Below are 22,553 nucleotides of genomic sequence, written 5' to 3' on the forward strand. Positions count from 1 at the left end.
GGTCTACTCCACTTGCGCGACGGCGGCGTTGATCCGCGCGATCGCCTCGGCAAGCACCTCCTCGCTGGTGGCGGTGGAGATACGAAAATAGGGTGAAAGTCCGTAGGCAGTGCCCGGCACCGAGGCCACGCGGCCTTCGTTCAGAAGATAGGTCGCCACCGCCGTATCGTCCTCCAGCATGACACCTTTTGGGGTCCTGCGGCCGATCAGGCTGGCGCAACCGATATAGGCATAGAAAGCTCCTTCCGGCGGCGGCAGCGTCAGGCCGTTGATGCGCCTTATGCCATCGACGACCAGGTTCCTGCGCGCCTCGAATGCATCGCGGAAACGAGCCACCTCGTCCTGCGGGCCGTTCAGTGCGGCGACCGTCGCCGCCTGGGCAATCGAGCAGACCGAAGTGACCGACTGGCTCTGGATGATCGACATCGCCTTGACGAGTGGTGCCGGGCCGGCTGCATAACCGACACGCCAGCCGGTCATCGCATAGGCCTTGGCCACGCCGTTGACGATGAGGCTTCGGTCCTTGAGGTCAGGGCAGGCCTTGCCGAAGGATACGAATTCGCGGTTATCGAAGATGATGTGCTCATAGATCTCGTCCGACAGGATGAGCACCTGCGGATGCCTGGCAAGGACAGCGCCAAGCGCCTTGAGATCGTCGGCCGAGTAGACCGCTCCGGATGGATTGCCGGGCATGTTCAGGAACAGCCACTTGGTTCTCGGCCCGATCGCCTTTTCCAAGAGTTCGGGCGTCAGCCTGAAGCCGCCGCTTTCCCTGCATTCGACCGTGACGGGCGTGCCGCCTAGCAGCTTCACCATCTCAGGATAGGAGACGAAATAGGGCGCAGGCAGGATGGCCTCGTCGCCGGGTTCCAGCGTCGCCATCAGCGCGTTGAAGATGATCTGCTTGGCGCCGTTGGCCACGACGATGTCGTCGGCCGTGTAGTCCAGCCCGTTCTCGCGCCTGAACTTCCCGGCCACGGCCTCGCGCACTTCCGGCGAGCCGGCTGCGGCGGTGTAGAGGGTCTGGCCCGCTTTGGCGGCTGCATAGGCCGCTTCGATGATGTGGGCAGGCGTCGGAAAATCAGGTTCGCCAAGGCCAAGGTCGATGACGTCGACGCCTTTGGCCCGTAGCGCCTTGGCCGCCTGCGAGGCGGCCATCGAAGCCGACGGCCTGACCACGGACAGGCGCGAGGAAATGTAGCTCATCGGCTTTTCTCCGAAATATAGCCCCTGGACACGTCCTGTGCCCGCGCCTCCGTACTGCGCCTGAAGGGATCGCCATAGCCACCACCGCCAGGAAGTTCCAGCACCAGACGACGCCCTGCCGGAACGTGCTGCCAGCCCTTCGGGCGCATCAGCGTGCCATCGTCGAGCCTGACGATGCCGGCGGTTCCGTCCTTGCCGCCATCGCGCCCCTTGGCTGGATGCCTGACCCGGTCGAACATGGCGGAAAAATCGAACTCGTGGCCTTCAGTGGCCGCGATTTCGAGGATCTGGCCGAGGCCGCCGCGAAATTCCCCGTCGCCGCCGGAATCGGGACGCAGTTCCTTGCGCCAGATGACGATCGGCCCGGTGTGCTCGGTCGCCTCGATCGGCATGGTATGGACACCGGACGGAAAGGCGGTGGCGGACAGCCCGTCCAACGTCGGGCGGGCCCCCATGCCGCCGGAATTGAACATCAGCACCTCGGCGCGGCGTCCATCGCTCCCGGCGACCGGCCTGACCGAGATGTGGATGTTCCACAGTGCCGCCGCCCCTTCGGCAAGGATCTGGCCCGGCAGCGCCTTGGCCAGCGCGCCCAGCACCAGATCGGGCACCATATGGCCGATGACGTGCCGCAGGGAGACCGGCGCCGGCCGCGGGGCGTTCAGGATGTTGGTCGGCGACGATATAGTGAACAGAGCAAGCGAGGCCGCATTGTTCGGGATCTCCGGCGCCACGACGCATTTCAGGGCGTAGCAGGCATAGGCCTTGCTGTAGATGATCGGAACGTTGATGCCCCATCGGCTTGTCGGATCGGTGCCGGAGAAATCGACATTCAAATGGTCGTCCTCAATCGAGACAGCTGCCACCAGCTTGACCGGCGTATCGTAGCCGTCGGTCACCAACTCGTTCGACCAGGTGCCTTTCGGCAGCGCCTTGATGCGCTCCAGCGTCGCGTCATGCGTGCGCGTGAAGATGAACTCTCCCAGCCTGTCCAGCGATGCCAGGCCGATCTCCTTCATCATGTCGACCAGGCGGCGATGGCCGACCTCGTTGCAGGCGGCCAGCGAATAGAAGTCGCCGACGACCTGGTTCGGCTCGCGCACATTGGCGCGCAGGATCTTCACCAGATCGAGGTTCACCTTGCCGCGCTCGGCGAACTTCATGATCGGGATCTGGATCCCTTCCTCGTAGACTGACTTGCCGTCGGCGCCGAAGCCACGTCCGCCAACATCGACCACGTGCGCGGTGCAGGCGAAGAATGCCACCAGTTCGCCGTTCAGGAACGAGGGCGAGACCATGGTGATGTCATGGAGATGGCCGGTGCCTTTCCAGGGATCGTTGGTGACATAGGTGTCGCCCTCGTACATCTCCTCGCGCGGGATCTCGTTCATGAACTGCAGCACGGCCTCGGCCATGGTGTTCACATGCCCGGGCGTACCGGTCACGGCCTGCGCCAGCATCTCGCCGCGCGGATTGAACACGCCGGCCGACAGGTCGCCCGATTCACGCACCGACGTGGAGAAGGCCGTACGCAACAGGGTCAGCGCTTGTTCCTCGACCACCGAAATCAGGCGATTCCACATCACCTGCATGCGGATTTCCAAGATGTCGCTCATGCCTGGACCCCTTTGCGGATCAGGAGGATCGAACCGTCGCTCTGTAGCGCGGCATCGAAGAGAGTGGTGACGACCGTCGACGTCTCACGCTCGACGATCACCGCCGGACCGCTGATGCGATCCCCTGGCGAAAGGTCGGCGCGTTCGATGATGGCTGAAACCTGCACGGTTCCGGTCGCCGGATCGAAAACCTCGCGCGTTTGCGAAGCGGCGACGGTCCTGGTCCCCATGGTGATCTCGTGCCTTGCGGGCGCCGGCCGCACGTCCTGCGCCTTGACCGACCAGGTGACGATCTCGATTTCCAATCCGTCGAGGCCATCAATGGCACGGCCGAAGAAGCGCGCATAATTGTCCCGGAAGGCGTCCTTGAGGCTCACCTCATCGCCGGGCTTGAACGCCCTGTCGGGCAGCGGCACCGGGATTTCCCAACCCTGGCCGGCATAGCGCATGAAGGCGGTGATCTCGCGGGTGATGGCATTGTTAGTGCCGGCTCGCACGAAGCTCTCGGCAGTCGTCTTCAGCCCGTCGAGCAGCGCATTCACCTCGCATGCATCGAAGCGCGACAGCCGCATCAGCTTGGAAGCCAGCGCCTCGTAGCTGAACGGCGCCTTGAGGAAACCGATGGCCGAGCCGACGCCGGCGCCTTGCGGGACAAGGCACTGTTCGACGCCAAGCTTCTCGCACAGCCGCGCCGCATGCAGGGGCGCTGCACCGCCAAAGGCGATCATGACATTGTCGGAGATGTTCTTGCCGTTTTCCACCGCGTGGACGCGGGCGGCATTGGCCATATTCTCGTCGACGACCTCGCAGATGCCGAAAGCGGCGGAAACGGAATTGAGCGAAAGCCGGGTGCCGACATCGCGGGTGATCGCCTGCTCGGAAGCCTGCGTGTCGAGCCTGATGGCGCCGCCGGCGAAATTGTCGGGATCGAGCTTGCCCAGCACCAGGTCGGCATCGGTGATGGCCGGGCGGCTGCCGCCACGCCCGTAGCAGGCGGGACCGGGTTCGGACCCGGCACTTTCCGGGCCGGTCTGGATGCGGCCCATGGCGTCGACCCAGGCGATCGAGCCGCCGCCGGCGCCGATCTCGATCATCTCGATGACCGGGATCGAGATCGGCATGCCGGAGCCTTTGCAGAAGCGATAGGTGCGGGCGACCTCGAAGGTCCGCGCCGTGCGCGGCGAATAGTCCTCGATCAGGCAGATCTTCGCGGTCGTTCCGCCCATGTCGTAGGAGACGACGGAGTCCAGGTCGAAGCGCCGCGCCACGTCGGCCGCAAAAATGGCACCGCCGGCCGGACCGGACTCGACCAGGCGCACCGGAAATTCGGACGCGGTTTCCACCGAGATCAGTCCGCCGCCCGAGTGGATCATGAACACCGGACAGTTCGCCCCCATCTCCTTCAGCCGCACCTGGAGGCGCACCAGATAGTCGGCCATCTGCGGCCGGACATAGGCATTGGCGCAAACCGTGTTGAAGCGTTCGAACTCGCGCATCTGCGGCGAGACCTCAGCGCTGATGGAAATCGGTATGTCCAGCTTTCTGGCGAGGATCGCGCGTGCCCGCTGCTCATGCACCGGGTTCATGTAGGAATGGATGAAGCCGATGGCGACGGCGCCGAAGCCGCCCGCGGCGATGCTGTCGGCGATCTCGTCGAGCGCTGCTTCGTCCAGCGGCTGCAATTCCTTTCCGTCCGCGCCGATGCGCCCCTTGACCGTATAGCGATGCTCGCGCGGGATCAGCGGCGGCGGCAGCTTCAGGTTCAGATCATACTGTTCGAACCGGTTTTCCGTGCGCATCTCGATGACATCGCGAAACCCTTCGGTGGTGACCAATGCCGTCTTGGCGCCACGCCGTTCGATGAGCGCGTTGGTCGCCAGCGTGGTGCCGTGAATGACGATGTCGAGGTCCGCCAGCGTGATGCCGGCGTCGCGCACGACGATCTCGATCCCGTCGAGGATAGCCTGTTCGGGGGCGGCATAGTTGGTCAGGATCTTGGTCGAAAAGATCGTGCCGCGCACATCGACCACAATATCGGTGAACGTGCCGCCGATATCCGCGCCGAGACGGATGTCATTTGCCGTACTGGTCATGCGTTGGCCTTATGCGAAGCGAGCGCTGCGTCGCGCATTTGGGAAAGGGTTTGACGCGGCGTGATCGCCTCCGGGGAAATATCCAGCTCCAGGACCGCGCCGGTCGGGGATGCCAGCGCCCTGCCGAAAGCGCCGGCGAAATCGCTGGTCGCGCCGACCCGCTCGGCGTGGAAGCCATAGGCCCGGGCGATGCCGACGAAATCCGGGTTCTCGATGTTCGTTCCCGACACGCGCGCCGGATAGTGCCGCTCCTGATGCGCGCGGATGGTCCCGTAGATGCCGTTGTTCAGGATGAGGACGATCGGCTGCGCCCCGGCCTGCATCGCCGTCCCCAACTCCTGGCAGTTCATCTGGAAATCGCCGTCACCGGCAAAGCAGACCACCGTGCGTGAGGGAAAGGCCACTTTGGCCGCGATGGCCGCCGGCAGGCCGTAGCCCATGGCGCCGGATTGCGGTGCAAGCAGCCGCGCCTTTGGCCCGAATTTGAAGAACTTGTTTGGCCACACGGTGAAATTGCCGGCGCCGTTGGTCAGGATGACGTCGTCGGGCAGCGTTTCGCGCAGCCAGCGGCTGACTTCGACCATGTCGACCGGGCCCGGCTGGGCAGGCGCGGTGAACGTGCCCTCATAGCTTTGGCGTGCCTGCGACCGCCACGCGGCCCAGTCGCCCTTGACCGGCGAGAGCGCCTTGGCGAAGGCGTTCGGCCCGGCATGGATGCCAAGCGCCGGCACATAGATCTTGCCGATCTCGCGATCCGAAGCGTGGACATGGATCAGCTTCTGCTTCGGCTCGGGCACGGACAGCAGCGTGTAGCCATCCGTGGTCATCTCGCCGAAGCGCACATTGATCGCCAGGATCACATCGGCGTCCCGGATCAGCTTCTTGACATGCGGGACCATGCCGACACCGGCCTCGCCGACGAAGACCGGTGAGCCATTGTCGAACTGATCCTGGAAGCGGAACGCCGCGACCACCGGAATGTCGGAGGTTTCGGCGAAAGCCTGGAGCACGGCACGCCCGTCAGCTGACCAGTTGGCACCGCCGATCAGGATGACCGGTCTGCTGGAGGCGGCCAGCATGGACCGGGCCTCGGCCAGCGCATCGGCATCGGCCGCGGCCTCGAACACCCTGGCAGGCCCGCTGAGCGCCGCGACATCGGTCAGCGTCGTCAGCATGTTCTCGGGCAGGGCGATCACCACCGGGCCTGGCCGCCCGGTGAGCGCCGTGGTCCAGGCCCGGGCAATGATTTCCGGCAGGCGCTCGACAGCGTCGATCTCCACCGCCCATTTCGCCATCGTGCCGAACACCGCGCGGTAGTCGATTTCCTGAAACGCTTCGCGGCCGCGCATGTCGGTGCCGACCTGGCCGACGAACAGGATCATCGGCGAACTGTCCTGCATCGCCGTGTGCACGCCGATGGACGCATTGGCGACACCCGGTCCGCGCGTCACGAAGCAGATGCCCGGCGAGCCCGTCAGCTTGCCATAGGCCGAGGCCATGAATGCCGCGCCGCCCTCGTTGCGGCACAGCACGTAGTCCAGCTTTCCACGAGTGTCGTGCAGCGCGTCCAGCACGGCCAGATAGCTTTCGCCCGGCACACCGAAACTCTTGGTCGCGCCGAGCGCGATCAGGCATTCGACAAGAAGGCGACCGCCATTGCGGATCATGCTGCGACATCCTTCATTCAGGCGGCAAGCGGATCGAGCCTGCCTTTCGGATTCATACGTGCACGCTGGCGCATCGAGACGAAACCAAGAAATGCCGTCTATTCGAAAGTTTTTCTTTCCCGAGAGGCGCGAACCAGGACGTCCGGGTTCATCGTGCCCAGCGGATCGAACGCGCCTTTGAGCCGCGCCATGAGCTCTCGCTCCACCAGGCCGCGATTGCGGTCGGCCATGACCACCTTTGCCCGGCCAAGCCCATGCTCGGCGGCAAAGCTGCCGCCCATCTGAGTGGCAAGAGATGACAGCGCCTCTGCGAACAGCTCGGCCTTGCCGTCGAAATCGGCACGACCTTCCGGCGGAGACAAATTGTAATGGATGTTTCCGTCGCCGAGGTGCCCGAACGGGTTTATCCGCACACCGGGAAGAATGCCGCCGCAGATCTTCGCGCCAGCCTCGACGAAACGGGCGATTGCACCTGGAGGGACGGAGATGTCGTGCTTGAGTTGCTCGCCTTCCAGCCTTTGTCCCTCCGGTTGCTCCTCGCGCAGCCGCCAGAATTGTGCCCGATGCGCACCTGTCGCCGCCAGCGCGCCGTCGCTGACCAGGCCCTGTTCCATGCCCCATTCCAGAGCCGAAGCCAGGATCTCGTCCAGGGGAACGCGTGACGACCCCGATGCCAGTTCGACCAGCAGATAGACGTCGCCCCGTGTCTCCAGTTGGTAGGCAAGGTCGGGCACGTGCTTGAGCGCCAATCGCAGGCCCACATCGGAGAAGAACTCGAGGCCAGTCAGGAATTCCCCGGCCTCGCCGCGCAGGAAGGCGCCGAACGAAATGGCGGCGGCAAAGTCGGGCAGGACCAGAAGGGCGCTCGCTTGCTGCCGAGGCTTGGGGTAGAGCCGCAGGATCGCGCGCGTGACGATGCCGAGCGTGCCCTCAGCGCCACAGAACAGCTTGCGCAGTTGATAGCCGGCATTGTCCTTCTGCACCGCGCGCAGTCCCTCCCAAATCCCGCCATCAGGCGTCACGATTTCGAGACCCAGGACGAGATCCTGCATCATGCCGTATCGGAAAGCCTGGCTGCCGCCCGCATTGGTGCCGATCAGGCCGCCGATCCTGGCGCTGCCTTCTGCGCCCAGATGCATTGGAAACATCAGCCCATGCGGCTCCAGCGCCTCGTGCAGCGTGGCCAGCACGACACCCGCCTCGACGACGATCGATCCGCTGTCCAGATCCGGCTTCCCGATCGCCGTCATGCGTGACAGCGAGACGATCACCGCATTCGGCTGCTCGGCGACGGCGGCGCCGCAAAGCCCGGTGTTTCCGCCTTGCGGCACGACTGCCAGTCCGGCCTCGCGACATAGTTTGACGACACTGGCAACCTCCGACGTATTCGCGGGCCTGGCAACGCCAAGAGGTGCGACGCCGTAGCGATTGAGCCAATCGCGCTGGTAGGGCTCGGCATCCCGGCCCGAAAGCCAGCCTTTCGGCCCGAGAATCTCGTGCAGCGCGGTGGCGGGATCGGTCATTGATTTACCCGAGTTAGCTGAGGGCGTGCCGTCCGACACGTCCCGGATCGTTGCTTCCAATCAATGACCCAGCACCTGCGACAGGAATTGTCGAGTGCGCTCGTTGCGGGAAGAGGTGAAGAACTCGTCCGGAGGCGCTTCTTCGAGGATCTCGCCGCCGTCCATGAAAAGCACCCGGTCCGCCACGCGACGCGCAAAGCCCATCTCATGCGTCACGCAGATCATCGTCATGCCTTCCGAGGCAAGCGTGACCATGACGTCAAGCACTTCGGAAACCATTTCCGGATCGAGCGCCGAGGTCGGTTCGTCGAACAGCATGATCTGCGGCTGCATGCAAAGAGCGCGTGCAATGGCGACGCGCTGCTGCTGACCGCCGGACAATTGGCTGGGATATTTCATGGCCTGCTCGGGAATGCGCACCTTCTCCAGGTAGTGGCGGGCGGTTGCCTCGGCTTGCGCCCGCGGCTGCTTGCGCACGATCATCGGGGAGATCATGCAGTTCTCCAGCACCGTCATGTGCGGGAACAGGTTGAAGTGCTGGAACACCATGCCGACTTCACGCCTGATCTCGTCGATATTGCCGACATCGTCGTTGAGCTCGGTCCCGAGCACCGCGATGCGGCCGCCATTGTGCTGTTCGAGGCGGTTGATGCAGCGGATCATCGTCGATTTGCCGGAGCCGGAGGGTCCGCAGACGACGATTTTTTCGCCCCGTTGTACGGAAAGGTTTATCCCGCGCAGTGCTTGGAACGTGCCGTAGTATTTGTCGAGGTTTTCGATGCGGAGCGCCGGCTCACCGGTCGAATTGGTTGAGATCACCTGCACGCCTCCTTACCGTTCGCTGACCGACATGCGGCGCTCGAGAAAGGCGCCATAGCGGGATAGGCTGAAGACGAAGATGAAGTAGATGAAGGCGATGAAGGCATAGACTTCGACATAGGCGAAGCGCCATTCGCCGGTGCCATAGGCGGCATTGCCGGAAGCCAGGATCTCGAAGAAACCGACGATGACCACCAGCGAGGTCTCCTTGAACGAGATGACGAACTGGTTGATCGTGGCCGGCATTGCGTTGCGCATGGCCTGAGGCAGGAGGATGCGGCTGATGCGTTGCCAGTAGCGCATGCCGAGTGCCATGGCAGCCTCCTCCTGTCCTGTCGCAACGCCCTGCATGCCGCCTCTCACGATCTCAGCCTGATAGGCGGAGAAGAACAGAGCGGAGCCGAGGATCACGCGGTAAAGCTTGTCGCCCTGCAGCCATTGCGGCAGCGCGAACGGCAGAACCACTGCAAAGGTGAAGAGGATCGATATCAGCGGAAGCGACCGGACCCCGTCGATGATGAGGCCGGTGGTCCGCGAAATCCAGGGCAGCTCCGACCGGCGCAGCAAGGCCAGGCAGATCGCCAAGGGGAAACCGATCAGGCAGGTGGTCACGAAGATGAACAGGGTCAGCGCCAGCCCGCCCCAGGCTTCCTCGCCGACATGGGCAAGGCCAAGCATGCCGCCTTTCATCAATACGTAGAAAAGGCCTGTTCCGGCTCCCCATACCAGCGCGATCCGGCGGCCCGTCCAGAACGCCGGGATACAGCTCAGCACCGTCATCACCACAACGGCGACGCAGGCCAGCGCCGAGCGCCATTGTTCCTCGTAGGGATAGAGGCCGAAGAAGATGATCCGCCATCTCGCTGCGATGACCGACCAGCAGGCTCCCGCTGCCGCCTGGCAGGCTTCCGGCCCGCCGCTGGTGGTGAAGACAGCCGAGAAAACCGCCCAATTCAGCAGCTTCCAGACCAGGAAGACCATGATCGTCAGACAGGCCAGCGACACCACCGCCTGAAGCGGCGTCGCGAAGAAGCGTCGCCTCAGATCCTCAAGCCTGCCGGGAGCGGGTGGAGCGACAATGACCATCTCCATCTCTCAGCCCCTCAGTTGATTGCCCTTGAGGGCAATTGCCTTGTTGATGCGGTTGAAGACGGCGGCAAGGCTGAGGTTGATGGCGAGGAAGCCTGCCATCAGGATGCCGATCGCTTCGACGGTTTGCCCGGAATGGTTGATCGTCAGCGCCACAATCATGAAGAAATCGGTGAAGCCCACGGCGATGCCCATCGTCGTCGCCTTCATCAGCCAGACATACTGATTGGCAAGGATCGGCAGCATGGCACGCAGCGCCAGCGGCAGCCGCACCAGCGTGAAGACCCGCCAGGGACTAAGGCCCAAGGAAAGGGCTGCCTCGACCTGGCCGGTGCCGACAGATTTGAAGCCTCCGCGCACGATCTCCGCGATGTAGGAGCCGCCATAGATGGCGATGGCGATAGCGAGGGTGGCGAACTCCGGAGGGATACGCAGGCCGCCTCTCAGATTGAGGCCTTGCAGGGCAGGGAAGTCCAGCAGCGGCGTATCCGGCAGACGTCCGAGAGCCAGAATGATGGCCGCGCAGGCCAGTGCCGCTGCGGCGGCGGCAAACTGGATCGTGCGCCGCTGGCCGATCGGCTGGGCAAGGAGCGACGTCCTGCCCAGCCAGGCCGGCAGCACGATGGCCGCGATCACAGCCACTGTGGCTGCGGCAAACGCGGCACTGCCGACGTTCGGGAATGGGATGTAGAGTCCTCGGCTGGTGAGCTGGAAGCCCCAGGCTTCGTGCGCGCTGCGCGGCGTCGGCAGGTGCGTGATGATCGCATACCAGAAGAAAACCTGGAGGATCAGCGGAATGTTGCGGAAGATGTCCACATAGGTACGGCCGAGCAGCCGCGCCAAATCGTTCGAAGACGTCCGCGCCAGACCGACGATCGTTCCCACGATCGTCGCCAGTATCAGGCCGACGCTCCCCAGGAACAGCGTGTTGATGATGCCGATGAGGAAGTACCACCAATAGGGATCATTGGCCATGGCGGGCAGCAGCGAGAAATTCACATCCCAACCCGTCGACTTGAACAGAAAGTCGAATCCGGAGGTGATCCCCTGATCAGCCAGGTTGCGGCGGGCGATCACGATGCCGGCAAGCACCATCGCGGCGATCGAGCCGACATAGAGGACCTGCAACAGCGCGTTGCGGACCTTTTGATTTCTCAGCAGGCTGACCATCCAAAGATCCTTGCCGAATTGTCGCCGACCCCGCCCGGCTGTGCCGGGCGGGGCCTGGAGCGGGTGAGTTAAGGACGGATCAGTCGATCACCAGCGGGAACAGGACACCGCCATTGTTCCAAAGGTTGGTCAACTCGCGGTCCATCTTGTAGGGCGAGTCCTTGCCGAGGTCGCGCTCGAAGATTTCGCCGTAATTGCCGACGTTCTTGATCACCTTGTAGGCCCAGTCATCATCGAGACCGAGACCCTTGCCCATGCCTGGCGTGACGCCGAGGAACTTGGCGACTTGCGGCGAGGTCGGCTTGGCCTTGACCTCGTCGACGTTCTTGGAGGTGATGCCTTCCTGCTCGGCGAAGATCAGCGTGCTCAGCGTCCAGTTGGCGATGTCAACCCAATTGTCGTCGCCTTGGCGCATGATCATGACTTCAGGCTCGACGGCGAGCACGTCGGGCAGGATGACATGGTCGTCGACCTTGCTCTTGGCGATGCGCGCAATGGCGAGCGTCGGGCCCCACTGCGCATAGAGATCGCAGCGTCCGGAGAAATAGGCCTGCTCGAGCTCCTCGGTCTTTTCGATGAGCACGGGTTCGAGCTTGATGCCAAGCTTGGCCGTATAGGCCGCGACCTGCTGTTCCTGCGACGTGCCGGCGGGAATGCAGATCGTGCCGCCGGCCGCATCCTTGAGCGACTTGAGGTTTAGCTCCTTGTGCGCCATCACCTTGGTCGTTCCGAGGTAATAGGACATGGAAAATTGCAGCCCGAGCTCGGTGTCGCGGCTGAGCGTGCCGCCCGACGCCTTGATGATGATGTCGACATCGCCCGATTGCAGGGACGGCCAGCGCTGCGCCCAGCTGATCGGAACGACCTTCAGTTTTGCCGGGTCGCCGAGCACGGCCGTGGCCACCGCCCGGCAGAGATCGATGTCCATGCCCTTCCAGTTGCCCTTGTCGTCAACTTCGGCGAAGCCGAGGTAAGACCCGTCATGGCCGGTGCAGTTGAGCACGCCGCGCGCCTTGACGGCTTCCAGCGTCTTGCCGCCGGCGGCTTCTGCCGGCGCTGCAAAATGCACAAGTCCAAGGGCCATGGCTGCGGCCCCCCATTTCATCGTCTTCATGTTCCGTCTCCACTGTTGAGGTTGTTTGGTTTCTTGTTGTTGGAGGCCCAAAAGTTCTCTTTCGGAGCTCGGTCTCAAAGCCGCTCCTAGTCGGAAAGCGGGGTCGGTTTCGGCACGGAGGAAATCTTCAGATCGCTGCCCCAGTCCTGCTGGGCGAGCCATCGATGAAGGGCGGCGACCGCCTTCACGCGCAGGTGCCCGCGCGGGACGATCAGGTAGAATCCAGGGACTTCTTCCGGCCGCATATCGGCAAGGGCGTCGCGCCCGACCGGCGCGACCAGCGCGCCCGACCTCAAATCTTCCTCGGCGTCGATGACGGAGACGAGACCGACGCCGATGCCTTGCAGGGTTGCACGGCGCATGGTCGCGGCATCGTCGAAGCTGATGCTTCGGTTGCCGTCCGTCTGCTCGATGGCAAGGTGGCGTAAAATGTCTGGCCAAAGGCGCTTCGACTTGACGGTGTCCAGCAACGTGAACAACGTCAGGTCCTGCGCCGACTTGATGCTCTCGCCGATGGCCGGAGTGCAGCAGATGACCTTCGGATCAGGCACCAGCAGTATGGTCTCGTAGTCCGGCCAATTGCCGTAGCCCCACTGGACGGTCATATCGATGTCGTCGCGTCCGAAATCGGGCAGATCGACCATCGTCGTCAGGCGCAGATCCGCACCGGGCAATATCTCCCGGAACAGAGATAGCCGAGGCAGCAAATAGTGGGTCGCGAAATAGGGGCTCGCATTCAGGTTGATGCGGTCCCGGTAATTCGACTTGGTGACGCGGCGAACACCTTCGGAAAATTCATCGAACCCAGCTTTGACATAGTGCGAGAGAAGGATGGCAGACTCGGTCAATTCGACCGACCGCCCCTTGCGTTCGAACAGTGTCACCTGAAGCGTGTCCTCCAGTAGCTTGATCTGCTGTCCGACGGCCTGCGGCGTGACCAGCAATTCATCCGCCGCCTGCCGGAAGCTCTTGTGCTGCGCGACGGCGTGGAAGACGCGAAGCGCATTCAGCGAGGGAAGGCGAAGCTTGCCGGTCATCGTCTATTCCACCTCCTTTCGCTTGCGTTCCTGTTGGACAATTCAGCGCCGCCGGCGCTGCAAAAATAGCTCAGGCGTATATATAACCACCTGAAACAATTACATTTTCTCCCGTCATATAGGTATTCTTGGGGCCGCCGGTCATGAGAACCCACTCGGCAATCTCCGCAGGCTCGGCGCCACGACCCAGCGGGCTCGCCTTGGCCAGTTCCTCGAGGAAGCCGAGGGCCTTGGCCCGCTCCGTGGCCATGCCTGCGGGGGCCACCGAATTGACCAGGATCCCGTGTTTTGCGACGTCATGGGCAAAGGAGCGCGTCAGGCTGACCACGGCGGCCTTGGTTGCCGCATAGTGGGCGTTCTGCGGATGCGCCTTGAAGGCATCGACAGAGGTCAGGTTGACGATCCGGCCACGCACATGGCTCTTCGGCTCCTGCGATTGCATGTGGCGAACGGCTGCCACCATCATGTGATAAGTGCCCTTGATGTTGATGCCATTGGAGGCATCCCAATCGGCGTCGCTGATCTCGAGGAGCGGGCGGCGAGGGTAGATCGCGGCGCAATTGATCAGCGTGTCGATACGCCCGAGCTTCGAAACGATGGCGTCGAAGGCAGCGTGGCACTGAGGGCCGACCTGGATGTCGCACAGGGCGGCCGCGGTCGGCAGGCCATTGGCTATTGCCGGTGCGAGAGCGGCTTCGGCGGCGTCCTTGTTGATGTCGATGATACCGATCTTTGCGGCCCCGGCCTCTACAGCCATCCTGGCCAAAAGCGCGCCGAGGCCAGCGCCGCCGCCTACGATCAGAACGGAAAGATCCTTCATTCCAGTTTTTCCTTACTTGGTGCCGCTTGGCGAGGTTGGCCATGTCGGCATGATGTCGAAACGGGTAACGTCGGCCCATGCGGGCAGGCCGAGTACCGCGACCACCATTCCGGCCACGTCATCTGGCTGCACCACTTTGCTGGCGTACATGGCCGCGCGCGCCTTTGCGTCGAGGATGTCCTGGTAGAGCTGCGTCTCGACACGGCCGGCGACGATCTCGGTGACACGGACGCCTGATGGGGAGAGGTCGGCGCGCAACGCGGCGGCAAAGCCTGATATCGCCGCCTTGGTGGCCGAATAGACGGCAATGTTGGAATATGCCGCGTGGCCCGCGGTGGAGCCGGTGAACAGGATGTGGCCAGCCTGCCGCTCGCGCATCTGCGGAACGACGAGGCGGGTAAGCAGGATTGCCGCGCTGAGGTTGACCTCCAGCGTGGTGTCGATGTCGGAGATTTTCATGTCGGCGAAATTGCCCAACGGTGGCATGATCCCGGCATTATTGATCAGCACGTCGATGGTCAGATCCGCCAGAACAGCTTCCAGCGCCTCGCGATCGGTCACGTCGACGGCGATGGGCACGATGCCGGATCGCTCGGCCTGCAACGCCTTGAGCGCGGCCTGGCTGCGCCCGACCGCATAGACATCGTAGCCGGCGTCGCTCAGTGCGATCGCCATGGCCCGCCCTATGCCGCTTGTTGCACCTGTGATGAAGGCTGTCGTCACGTTGGCTTCCCTGATTGCCTGATTCAGTCTGCGGCCTGGGCCGATGCCGCGAAACCAAGAAAACCAGCAAAAAGGAAAGATAAACTTTCGAATTCTCTTCTCCCGCCCGAAACCTGGACAGGTGGTGACCTCGGCGCCGAGGCTGAAAACCGAAGGAAACGACGGGAAAACGATGTTCTCAGCCTGTGGGAAACGGTTCAGGTCAGCTGGCGGAGCCAAAACATGGCTTTCGCAATACGTGGCTAATTTGAGTGAGTGCGAATGCCCGGGTGATCGAAGCCGGGCCTATCCGCCGGTCGAAACAGGTCTTTTCATATCGGTAAAGAGCGAGGCCGCAGCCGCCTGATGCTCTGCCTCTGTCGCCGCGACGCCCGAAGCCCGTGCCAAAGCGCGCACGCGCCCGAGGCTGTTGTGCAGATGTTTGCGCATGGCCTGGCGAGCGGCACGACCGTCCTGCCTATCGATGGCATCCACGATGGTTTTGTGCTCGTTGTGAATGCGTGCGTAATAGCTGTCCTTGAGCGCCGGCGTGACCACGTAGCCCAGTTGAAAGCGTGGAACGATCATCGGCCTGAGATAGCTCAGGAAGCCGTGGATGAATTCGTTGCGCGCGGCTTTGGCGATCGCCAGATGGAAATCATAGTCGTAGTGGATCTGGACGACAGCGGGATCCGCTTGCTGGGCGTCGACCTGTTCCATCAGGGCTCGGATTCCGTTCGCCTCCGCATCGGTGCGCCGTTCCGCGCATAGCCCGGCGGACTCCACCTCGACACTCAATCTCAGTTCGAGCAGGGCAATGGTTTCCGGCAAGGTCCTCAGCGCCTCGTCCGGTATCGAGAAATTGCGCGGCGCCGGCGTTTCGCTGACGAACATGCCGCGGCCCTGCTGCGGCACCACCATCCCTTCGGAGCGCAATCGCGCCACCGCTTCCCGCACCACCGTCCGGCTGACGTCGTACTCGGCACAAAGCTCCGCCTCGGTCGGCAATTGCGCGCCGGGAAGCAGAGATCCGGAACGGATCTTTTCGGACAGACTCTCCGCCACGACAGTGGAAAGCGGTTTGCGCTTCGTCATCAGTCTCCCCTTAGCCAGATTCGCGATGATGCCCGAACCGGCAAGGCCATTCAAACCGCCGCGGTGACGATCAGCTCGACCAGCATTCCAGGCTTGGCCATCCGTCCTTCGCCGGAAGAGCGCGCGGGTGCATGCTCCTTCGGCATCCATCCGTCCCAGACCGTGTTGACCTCGTCGAAATCCCTGACGTCGTCCAGCCACATCTGCACGTGAAGGATACGTGTCTTGTCCGTACCGGCCTTGGCAAGCAGGACGTCGACCTTGCCAAGCGCCTCGCGCATCTGGTCGGCTGCGGACTGACCCGGCTTTGCGACCTGGCCGGTGAGGTAGAGGGTGCCATTGTGGATGACCCCGTGGTGGATGCGGGTGTCGAAGTCGAAGCGCTTGATGTCACTCATTGGATTGTCCTTGGGTCAAATTTCCGGCCTCCGCCGGATGGGTCAGATTTCCGGCCTCCGCCGGATGGGGTCAGATTGCCGGCGTCTGGCGGATGGGGTTTCCCTGCAGATATTGTGCGTAGGGCGCCTGAACGAGCCAGCCGGCGTCGACGGGCAGCGTGACGCCGGTTATCGATGCGGCCCGGTCGGAGCAGAGGAACAGTGCGGCCTCGGCAACGTCGCGCGGCTCGACGAAGCGGCGCAGCGCGGTGGTCGCCTGGATGGCTTCGGGATTGCGCTCACCCTTGGCGATCCTGGCTTTCAGCCCGTCCGAAAGCGTGTAGCCGGGGGCCACCGCATTGACGCGTACGCCGTGCGGACCGAGCTCGGCGGCCAGGATCTGGGTCAAGGCCAGGACGGCATGCTTTCCGGGCGTGTAGGCGGGCAGGGACAGCGGCGCGAAGGAGGCAAGCGAGCCGACGTTCAGGATCGCGCCTCGCCCGGCAGCCGACATCAGCCGACCGAACACCTGGCAACCCAGCAAGGTGCCGCGATAGTTCACTCGCCACATCCTCTCGTCTTCGTCCAGATCCTGGTCGAGGACGTGCTTGCCACTCTGCAGGATGCCGGCGCAATTGACGACGACGTGCGGGGCACCGAACGCGTCGCAGACGGCCTGCGCCAGCGCTTCCACCGAGCCGGATTCGGAGACATCGGTCTGGACAAACAGCGCGCGCGGTGCGCCGACCGCCGCGCAGGCGCCAACCGCCTCATCGCCCCGTGCCGCATCCCTGCCGGCGACCACCAGATGGTAGCCGTCCTCGGCGAAGCGCAGCGCTATCGCGCGTCCGATGCCGGAAGTGCCGCCGATGACGACGGCCGTCAATGTCTCAGCCATTGCCGCGACCTTTGCCTTCGATGTCGAAGAATTCGGACATGGCCCGGACCTGGAAATCCATCATCGGGCGCCCCGGCTGAATGCGGCAGCCAATCTCTTTCGCTGCCTTTAGCAGGGGGGTCTCGGCGGGCTCCATGATGATGTCGACGACCGTCATGTCCGGGGTCAGCCGGCTCACATCCAGCGGCAGCGGGTCGCCGGCGTGCATGCCGACCGGCGTGGCGTTGATCGCCATATGCATGCCGGAAGGCTCGGCCTCTCCAACCTGGATGCGGCATTTCGGGAAGACCTGCGCGACCAGCGCCGCCAGTTTTTCGGCGCGACCGGTATCGATGTCGGCCAAGCGGATTTCCTCGGCACCGGCTTCGGCGAGACAATAGGCCAGGGACGCGCCGGCGCCGCCGGCGCCGACCTGAAGGATGCGGCGGCCGGCAATCTCATGTCCGCCTGCCTTGAGGCCATCGATAAAGCCGACGCCGTCGAAATTGTCGGCGTACCAGCTGCCATCGGGCAGCCGGCGCACGGAATTGGCGCTCTGCACCCTCGCGGCGCGGTCGTGAGCGGCGGTGCATTTGTGATAGACCGCAACCTTGTACGGCACCGAGATGATCACGCCCCTGATATTCTCGGCTGCCGTAATGCCGGCCCAGAAGGCCTCGAAATCCTCCGGGCGGCAGCTCAAGGGCACTATGAGGCTGTCGAGGCCCTTCTGCTCGAAGATCTCGTTGAATATGCCGGGGCTCTTGGCATGGGCCACGGGATGGGCCAGCATCACGAAGATCTCGGCCTTGCCGGTTCCGCGCATCGGTTTTACTCCTTTTCTTTTGACAGTTCGTGACCGCTGAGGATCTCCAGCGCCTGGACGAGGGACGAGTGGTCGGCCTCCGCGCCGCCTGGTCGGGCTGAGCAGGCGCTCATCAGTTGTTGCGCCATCGCGGTGTTCGGCAGCGAGACGCCAAGCGCGCGGGCGCTTTCGAGCGCGAGGTTGAGATCCTTCTGGTGAAGCCGCATGCGAAAGCCCGGGGCGAAGGTCCGGGCGATCATGCGCTCGCCATGCACCTCCAGCACGCGGGACGAGGCAAAGCCGCCCATCAGCGCGGCGCGCACCTTTGCCGGGTCGCAACCGGCCTTGCTGGCAAAGACGAGCGCTTCCGCCACGGCCTCTATGTTGAGCGCGACGATGATCTGATTTGCGATCTTGCAGGTCTGGCCGGCGCCATTGTGCTCGCCGATCAAGGTGATGTTCTTGCCCAGCGTCCGAAAGATCGGCAGCGCGCGCTCGAACTCTGCGGTCGGCCCGCCGACCATGATGGTGAGGCTCGCCGCCTTGGCGCCGACCTCACCGCCCGAGACCGGGGCGTCGAGGTAGCCGGCTCCCGCTTGCCGCAGTTTCGCTGCGAATTCCGCAGTGGCGATAGGGCTGATCGAGCTCATGTCGATGACCAGCTTATCGGCCGACAGCCCCTCCAGGACGCCGTTTCCTCCAAGCAGGACACGCTCCACATCTGGCGTGTCGGGCAGCATGGTCACGATGATCTCGGACATCCGCGCCACATCGCCAGGAGAGGCGACGACCGATGCCCTAAGGTCCTTCGGCAGAGGGGAGCGGTTCAGGACCGTGAAGATCTCATATCCCGCGTCGACGAGATGGTGCGCCATCGGTGCTCCCATCACACCGAGCCCGATGAACCCGATCTTCATTCTTGAACCCCTGTACGAAGGTTGGTGCGTATTACATCTTGCAGCAAATTATTGCCGTATGATATAGGACATCATACAAATTTCAACGTCCTTTCGCTCATCGGAGACCGACCGCAAAATGCAAGAGCGCCTCAACACGCTGAAGGCTGCCGTGTCGGCCGGCCGGGCCCATATCGGCATCTGGTGCTCGCTGGCTTCGGCCCTGACGACGGAAATTGTCGCGGGCTCCGGCGCCGGCTGGCTGCTGATCGATGGCGAGCATAGCCCCAACCATCTGCGCAGCATCATGGCCCAGTTGCAGGTCATGGGCGGCTTCGACAGCGAGGCCGTCGTCAGGCTGCCTTCCGACGATCCCAATCTGATCAAGCAGGCCCTGGATATCGGTGCGCGCAGCCTGATGATCCCCAATGTGCGGACGGCCGATCAGGCCCGCGCCATTGTCGCGGCCATGACATATGCGCCCGGTGGATTTCGCGGCTTCTCGGTCGGTCACCGTGCCAACGGCTTCGGTCGCATCGCCGGTTACCACGCCAAGGCGCGTGAGCAGCAGCTTCTCGCCGTACAGATCGAGGATGAATTAGGCGTCGCCAATGCCGCCGAGATCGCGGCAGTGGACGGCGTCGACGTTCTGTTCGTCGGGCCCGGCGACCTTTCCACCAACATGGGTGCGATGGGCAATCCCGGGGCCGCACACGTTCAAGAAGCGATCGCCTCGGTGCGCAAGGCGGCAACGGCGGCAGGCAAGGCCAGCGGGATCCTGGCTCCCGCAAAGACCGATGCCGACCGCTACCTTGCCGACGGCTTCACCATGGTTGCCGTTGGTTCCGACCTCGGCCTGCTGGCGCGGGGCTCGGATGCCTTGGTCGCTTCGTTCAATCAGTAGACCGGAGATACAGCCATGCCGATCCCCCGGTACAAAGGGCCGTCACGGACTGCCTACGACATCGTCATCGTCGGCGGCGCCGTCATCGGTTCGTCCACGGCCTACTGGCTGAGCCAGGCGCTGGGCAGCGGCGCCTCGATCCTCGTGGTCGAACGCGACTCGAGCTACGAATTCTCGTCGACGGCGCTCTCCACCAGTGCGATCCGGCAGCAATATTCCAATCCGATCAATGTGAAGATCAGCCAGTTCGGCATCGAGATCATCCGCGGATTTCAGGAGCGTATGGCACCTTTCTACAAGGACGAACCGGCGCCCGACCTCGGCTTCAAGGAGCATGGGTATCTTTACTGCTGTTCACCCGACGGCGTCAAAGCGGCCCGCGAGCGCGTCGATCTGCAGCGCAGTTTTGGGGCCCACACGGTGTTTCTTGAGCCGGGCCCGCTGAAGGATCGCTTCCCCTGGCTCAATGTGGAGGATCTCGGTGGCGGTTCCTGGGGGGCCAGGGAAGAGGGCTGGTTCGATTCCGTGGGGCTGATGAACGGTTTCCGCCGCGCAGCCCGCGCCAGCGGCGTCGAGTATATCGACAATGCCGTGACAGGGCTGGATATCGCCGATGGGCGGGTCATCTCGGTGCGCCTCGCGACCGGACAGACGGTTGCCTGCGGAACATTGGTCAACGCCGCGGGCCCGCGCGCTCAGCAGGTGGCCGCCATGGCCGGCCTGTCGATCCCGGTCGCGCCCTACAAGCGCTACAGCTTCGTCTTCGCCAGCGCCAACCCGATCCCCGGCCGGATGCCCAATGTCATCGACCTTTCCGGAACATTCGTGCGTCCCGAAGGCGAGCTTTTTCTCACCGGCAACACGCCGCAAGGCGACGGACCGGCCGGCTACGACGACTTTGAAATGCACCATGAAGAGTTCGACGACTACATCTGGCCGGCACTCTGGCACCGCATTCCGTCTTTCGACGCACTCAAGGTCCAGACCAGTTGGACCGGCCACTACGAGTACAACATGCTCGACCACAACGGCATCGTCGGCTTCCACCCGCAGGTGACCAATTTCATGTTTGCCAACGGCTTCTCGGGGCACGGGCTGCAACAGTCGCCAGCCGTGGGCCGGGCCGTTTCAGAACTTATCGTTCACGGGGCTTTCCAGACGCTCGATCTTTCGCCGTTCTGTTACGAGCGCATAGATCGCAACGAGCCGTTTCTCGAGGAAGCAGTGATTTAAAGCGAGACGATCGGTCCCCCATTTTATCTCGGGCATTCAGCGTCCAATGAAATTGCATTTTAGTGAGAGATTCTCCATCCACTTCAGGAGGGCGCAGTCCTTCGGCGCGATAGCGGCTAACATTCAGCAAATATTTCCGCCGTGCTCCCGGGCTGATCGAGTTTCCAGACACGGGCTATGCAGCGGCGCATCTCGTCAGCCGTGGCCCCGCCTCGAAATTCGGCAAGACGTATGGCCTTGGCTTCCAGTTCCTGTTTCGCAAGCGTGTTGCCGGGATCGCCCTTGGGCTCGTCGACGCGGGCATTGAGCTTGCGGCCGTCAACGGTCGTGACGCTTACCTTGCCGACCCACTGCTTGGGATAAAGGGTGTCGACCTCGGCGTCGAGTTCCATCCGCACCTTCGCGCGGAAACGGGCTACGCGGGTGTCGGCAAGTGCATGGTGTTCGAAAGCGTCGAGGTCGGCGACGCCGTGAACGGCGATCAGCCCCAAAACCGTGCCCATGGAGAACTTCGCCTGGTGGACGGTGTGCGGAACGACCACCGCGCCCAGGACATCGATGGCTCCCTGATGGACATGGGTCACCACGTCGGTGATGTCGTCCGGACCGAGCCCTTCGCGGCGCATGAGAAGCTGCAGCGCGTCAGCGGCTGGATGAGTGTGCCGGCAGGCTGCGTGCCATTTGAAGGAGGTCTCCTCGGTTGCCCAACGGCTGCCGAGCCCGTCCGTCAGGCGGGCCGGATCGGCGTCGCTGGACATGCCCGAAGCCATGCCCTTTTTCCCTTCGAGAATCTGCGCGGCCCCTTTGAAGCCATCGCGCGCCAGATAGGCAGAAAACAGGCCGTTGGCCGCCGCTCGCGCCGTATGAAGCTGCTTGGAATCGGCGGCATCGCGCAGGAATTCCCAGAGCCCTGCCGCCTGGGTGCCGGCGGAGCCGAGAGCATGGTTGAGGCCGGCTGCGTCCAGCCCGATCAACTTGCCGACCGCCGCGGCCGCGGCGACCGCGCCAGCCGTGCCGGTGGTGTGGAATATCTCGTAGTGCGAGCGTCCGAGGAATTCTCCTACGCGGATGCCCACTTCATAGCCGGCGATGCAGGCAGTCAGGACTTCGCGGCCGGTCTTCCCCTCGGCCTCCGCAACCGCCAGAACGGCCGGAAAGATCACCGCCGCGGGGTGAAAGACCGAGCCGTTGTGAACGTCGTCCTGTTCCACGACATGGGAGGCCGCCGCATTGACCATCGCTGCGAAATAGGGGCTTGTGCGCCGCCGCGTCGGGATGATGGTGCTTGGGCCGTCCGCCGGCCCCATGGCACGCGCAAAGCCGTCGATCATCTCGACCTGGTGCGCGCCCTTGCCTGCCAGCGCCGAGCCGAGCCAGTCGATCATCAGTCCTTGCGCGAAATGAACGACGCGCGGCGGGATCTGTTCGAAATCGAGTTCGGCAATGAAGGCGCAGAGCCTGGCGGTTGGCCAATCGGCGGTGTCCGTGCTCATCTGTTGCTCCTCCTCTG

20 protein-coding genes are annotated in these 22,553 nt (G+C 63.5%); 2 read left to right on the forward strand and 18 right to left on the reverse strand.

The window, feature by feature from the left end; genetic code table 11:
- Positions 1–3: 3 nt before the first annotated feature.
- The 17 genes from M729_RS0111370 to M729_RS0111450 form a co-directional block, all read right to left on the reverse strand.
- Positions 4–1,206, reverse strand: coding sequence for a pyridoxal phosphate-dependent aminotransferase (locus tag M729_RS0111370; RefSeq protein WP_027161616.1), 1,203 nt, complete (start codon positions 1,204–1,206; stop codon positions 4–6).
- The gene (locus M729_RS0111375; RefSeq protein WP_027161617.1) at positions 1,203–2,822 is read right to left on the reverse strand and encodes a hydantoinase B/oxoprolinase family protein; all 1,620 of its coding nucleotides are present in this window, start codon (positions 2,820–2,822) and stop codon (positions 1,203–1,205) included. Before M729_RS0111375 ends, M729_RS0111370 begins: the two co-directional genes overlap by 4 nt.
- Positions 2,819–4,915, reverse strand: a complete 2,097-nt coding sequence (locus M729_RS0111380) for a hydantoinase/oxoprolinase family protein (RefSeq protein ID WP_027161618.1) — start codon at positions 4,913–4,915, stop codon at positions 2,819–2,821. The genes M729_RS0111375 and M729_RS0111380 overlap by 4 nt, the downstream gene beginning before the upstream one ends.
- On the reverse strand, positions 4,912–6,582 hold the full coding sequence (locus tag M729_RS0111385) for a thiamine pyrophosphate-binding protein (RefSeq protein ID WP_027161619.1): 1,671 nt from the start codon (positions 6,580–6,582) through the stop codon (positions 4,912–4,914). The genes M729_RS0111380 and M729_RS0111385 overlap by 4 nt, the downstream gene beginning before the upstream one ends.
- A 98-nt stretch (positions 6,583–6,680) precedes the next feature.
- Positions 6,681–8,105: an FAD-binding oxidoreductase gene (locus M729_RS0111390; protein WP_027161620.1), complete on the reverse strand. Its 1,425-nt coding sequence runs from the start codon at positions 8,103–8,105 to the stop codon at positions 6,681–6,683.
- 60 nt (positions 8,106–8,165) lie between these two features.
- Entirely contained in the window at positions 8,166–8,924 is a 759-nt protein-coding gene (locus tag M729_RS0111395) for an amino acid ABC transporter ATP-binding protein (protein WP_027161621.1), read from the reverse strand.
- A 12-nt stretch (positions 8,925–8,936) separates the two neighbouring features.
- Positions 8,937–10,016 (reverse strand): amino acid ABC transporter permease, encoded by a 1,080-nt coding sequence (locus M729_RS0111400; protein ID WP_027161622.1) that lies wholly within the window; start codon positions 10,014–10,016, stop codon positions 8,937–8,939.
- Between the two features lie 3 nt (positions 10,017–10,019).
- Positions 10,020–11,183, reverse strand: a complete 1,164-nt coding sequence (locus M729_RS0111405; RefSeq protein ID WP_027161623.1) for an ABC transporter permease subunit — start codon at positions 11,181–11,183, stop codon at positions 10,020–10,022.
- A 79-nt stretch (positions 11,184–11,262) separates the two neighbouring features.
- Positions 11,263–12,297, reverse strand: coding sequence for an amino acid ABC transporter substrate-binding protein (locus tag M729_RS0111410; protein WP_013530400.1), 1,035 nt, complete (start codon positions 12,295–12,297; stop codon positions 11,263–11,265).
- An 86-nt stretch (positions 12,298–12,383) separates the two neighbouring features.
- Positions 12,384–13,334, reverse strand: a complete 951-nt coding sequence (locus M729_RS0111415) for a LysR substrate-binding domain-containing protein (protein WP_013530401.1) — start codon at positions 13,332–13,334, stop codon at positions 12,384–12,386.
- A 70-nt stretch (positions 13,335–13,404) separates the two neighbouring features.
- Entirely contained in the window at positions 13,405–14,154 is a 750-nt protein-coding gene (locus M729_RS0111420) for an SDR family oxidoreductase (RefSeq protein ID WP_027161624.1), read from the reverse strand.
- Positions 14,155–14,166: 12 nt separating this feature from the next.
- A complete protein-coding gene (locus M729_RS0111425; protein WP_027161625.1) occupies positions 14,167–14,877 on the reverse strand; it encodes an SDR family oxidoreductase in 711 nt (236 codons plus the stop codon).
- A gap of 285 nt (positions 14,878–15,162) precedes the next feature.
- Positions 15,163–15,951, reverse strand: a complete 789-nt coding sequence (locus M729_RS01000000134845) for a FadR/GntR family transcriptional regulator (RefSeq protein ID WP_032808262.1) — start codon at positions 15,949–15,951, stop codon at positions 15,163–15,165.
- 50 nt (positions 15,952–16,001) lie between these two features.
- A complete protein-coding gene (locus tag M729_RS0111435) occupies positions 16,002–16,349 on the reverse strand; it encodes a RidA family protein (protein WP_027161626.1) in 348 nt (115 codons plus the stop codon).
- Between the two features lie 70 nt (positions 16,350–16,419).
- Positions 16,420–17,226, reverse strand: a complete 807-nt coding sequence (locus M729_RS0111440; RefSeq protein WP_027161627.1) for an SDR family oxidoreductase — start codon at positions 17,224–17,226, stop codon at positions 16,420–16,422.
- Entirely contained in the window at positions 17,219–18,031 is an 813-nt protein-coding gene (locus tag M729_RS0111445) for a shikimate dehydrogenase (RefSeq protein WP_027161628.1), read from the reverse strand. Before M729_RS0111445 ends, M729_RS0111440 begins: the two co-directional genes overlap by 8 nt.
- Before the next feature lie 5 nt (positions 18,032–18,036).
- Positions 18,037–18,927: a 2-hydroxy-3-oxopropionate reductase gene (locus M729_RS0111450; RefSeq protein WP_027161629.1), complete on the reverse strand. Its 891-nt coding sequence runs from the start codon at positions 18,925–18,927 to the stop codon at positions 18,037–18,039.
- A 118-nt stretch (positions 18,928–19,045) separates the two neighbouring features.
- On the opposite strand from M729_RS0111450, the gene M729_RS0111455 reads away from it, so the two are divergent.
- Positions 19,046–19,810: an HpcH/HpaI aldolase/citrate lyase family protein gene (locus M729_RS0111455; RefSeq protein ID WP_027161630.1), complete on the forward strand. Its 765-nt coding sequence runs from the start codon at positions 19,046–19,048 to the stop codon at positions 19,808–19,810.
- Positions 19,811–19,825: 15 nt separating this feature from the next.
- Positions 19,826–21,043, forward strand: coding sequence for an FAD-dependent oxidoreductase (locus M729_RS0111460; protein WP_032808264.1), 1,218 nt, complete (start codon positions 19,826–19,828; stop codon positions 21,041–21,043).
- Between the two features lie 116 nt (positions 21,044–21,159).
- Here the strand turns inward: M729_RS0111460 and M729_RS0111465 are convergent, their stop codons facing one another.
- Positions 21,160–22,536, reverse strand: a complete 1,377-nt coding sequence (locus M729_RS0111465; RefSeq protein WP_024503250.1) for an MmgE/PrpD family protein — start codon at positions 22,534–22,536, stop codon at positions 21,160–21,162.
- Positions 22,537–22,553 lie beyond the last annotated feature (17 nt).

Origin of the sequence: Mesorhizobium sp. WSM1293 (genome assembly GCF_000513875.1) — a bacterium.
GTDB classification, from domain to species: domain Bacteria; phylum Pseudomonadota; class Alphaproteobacteria; order Rhizobiales; family Rhizobiaceae; genus Mesorhizobium; species Mesorhizobium ciceri.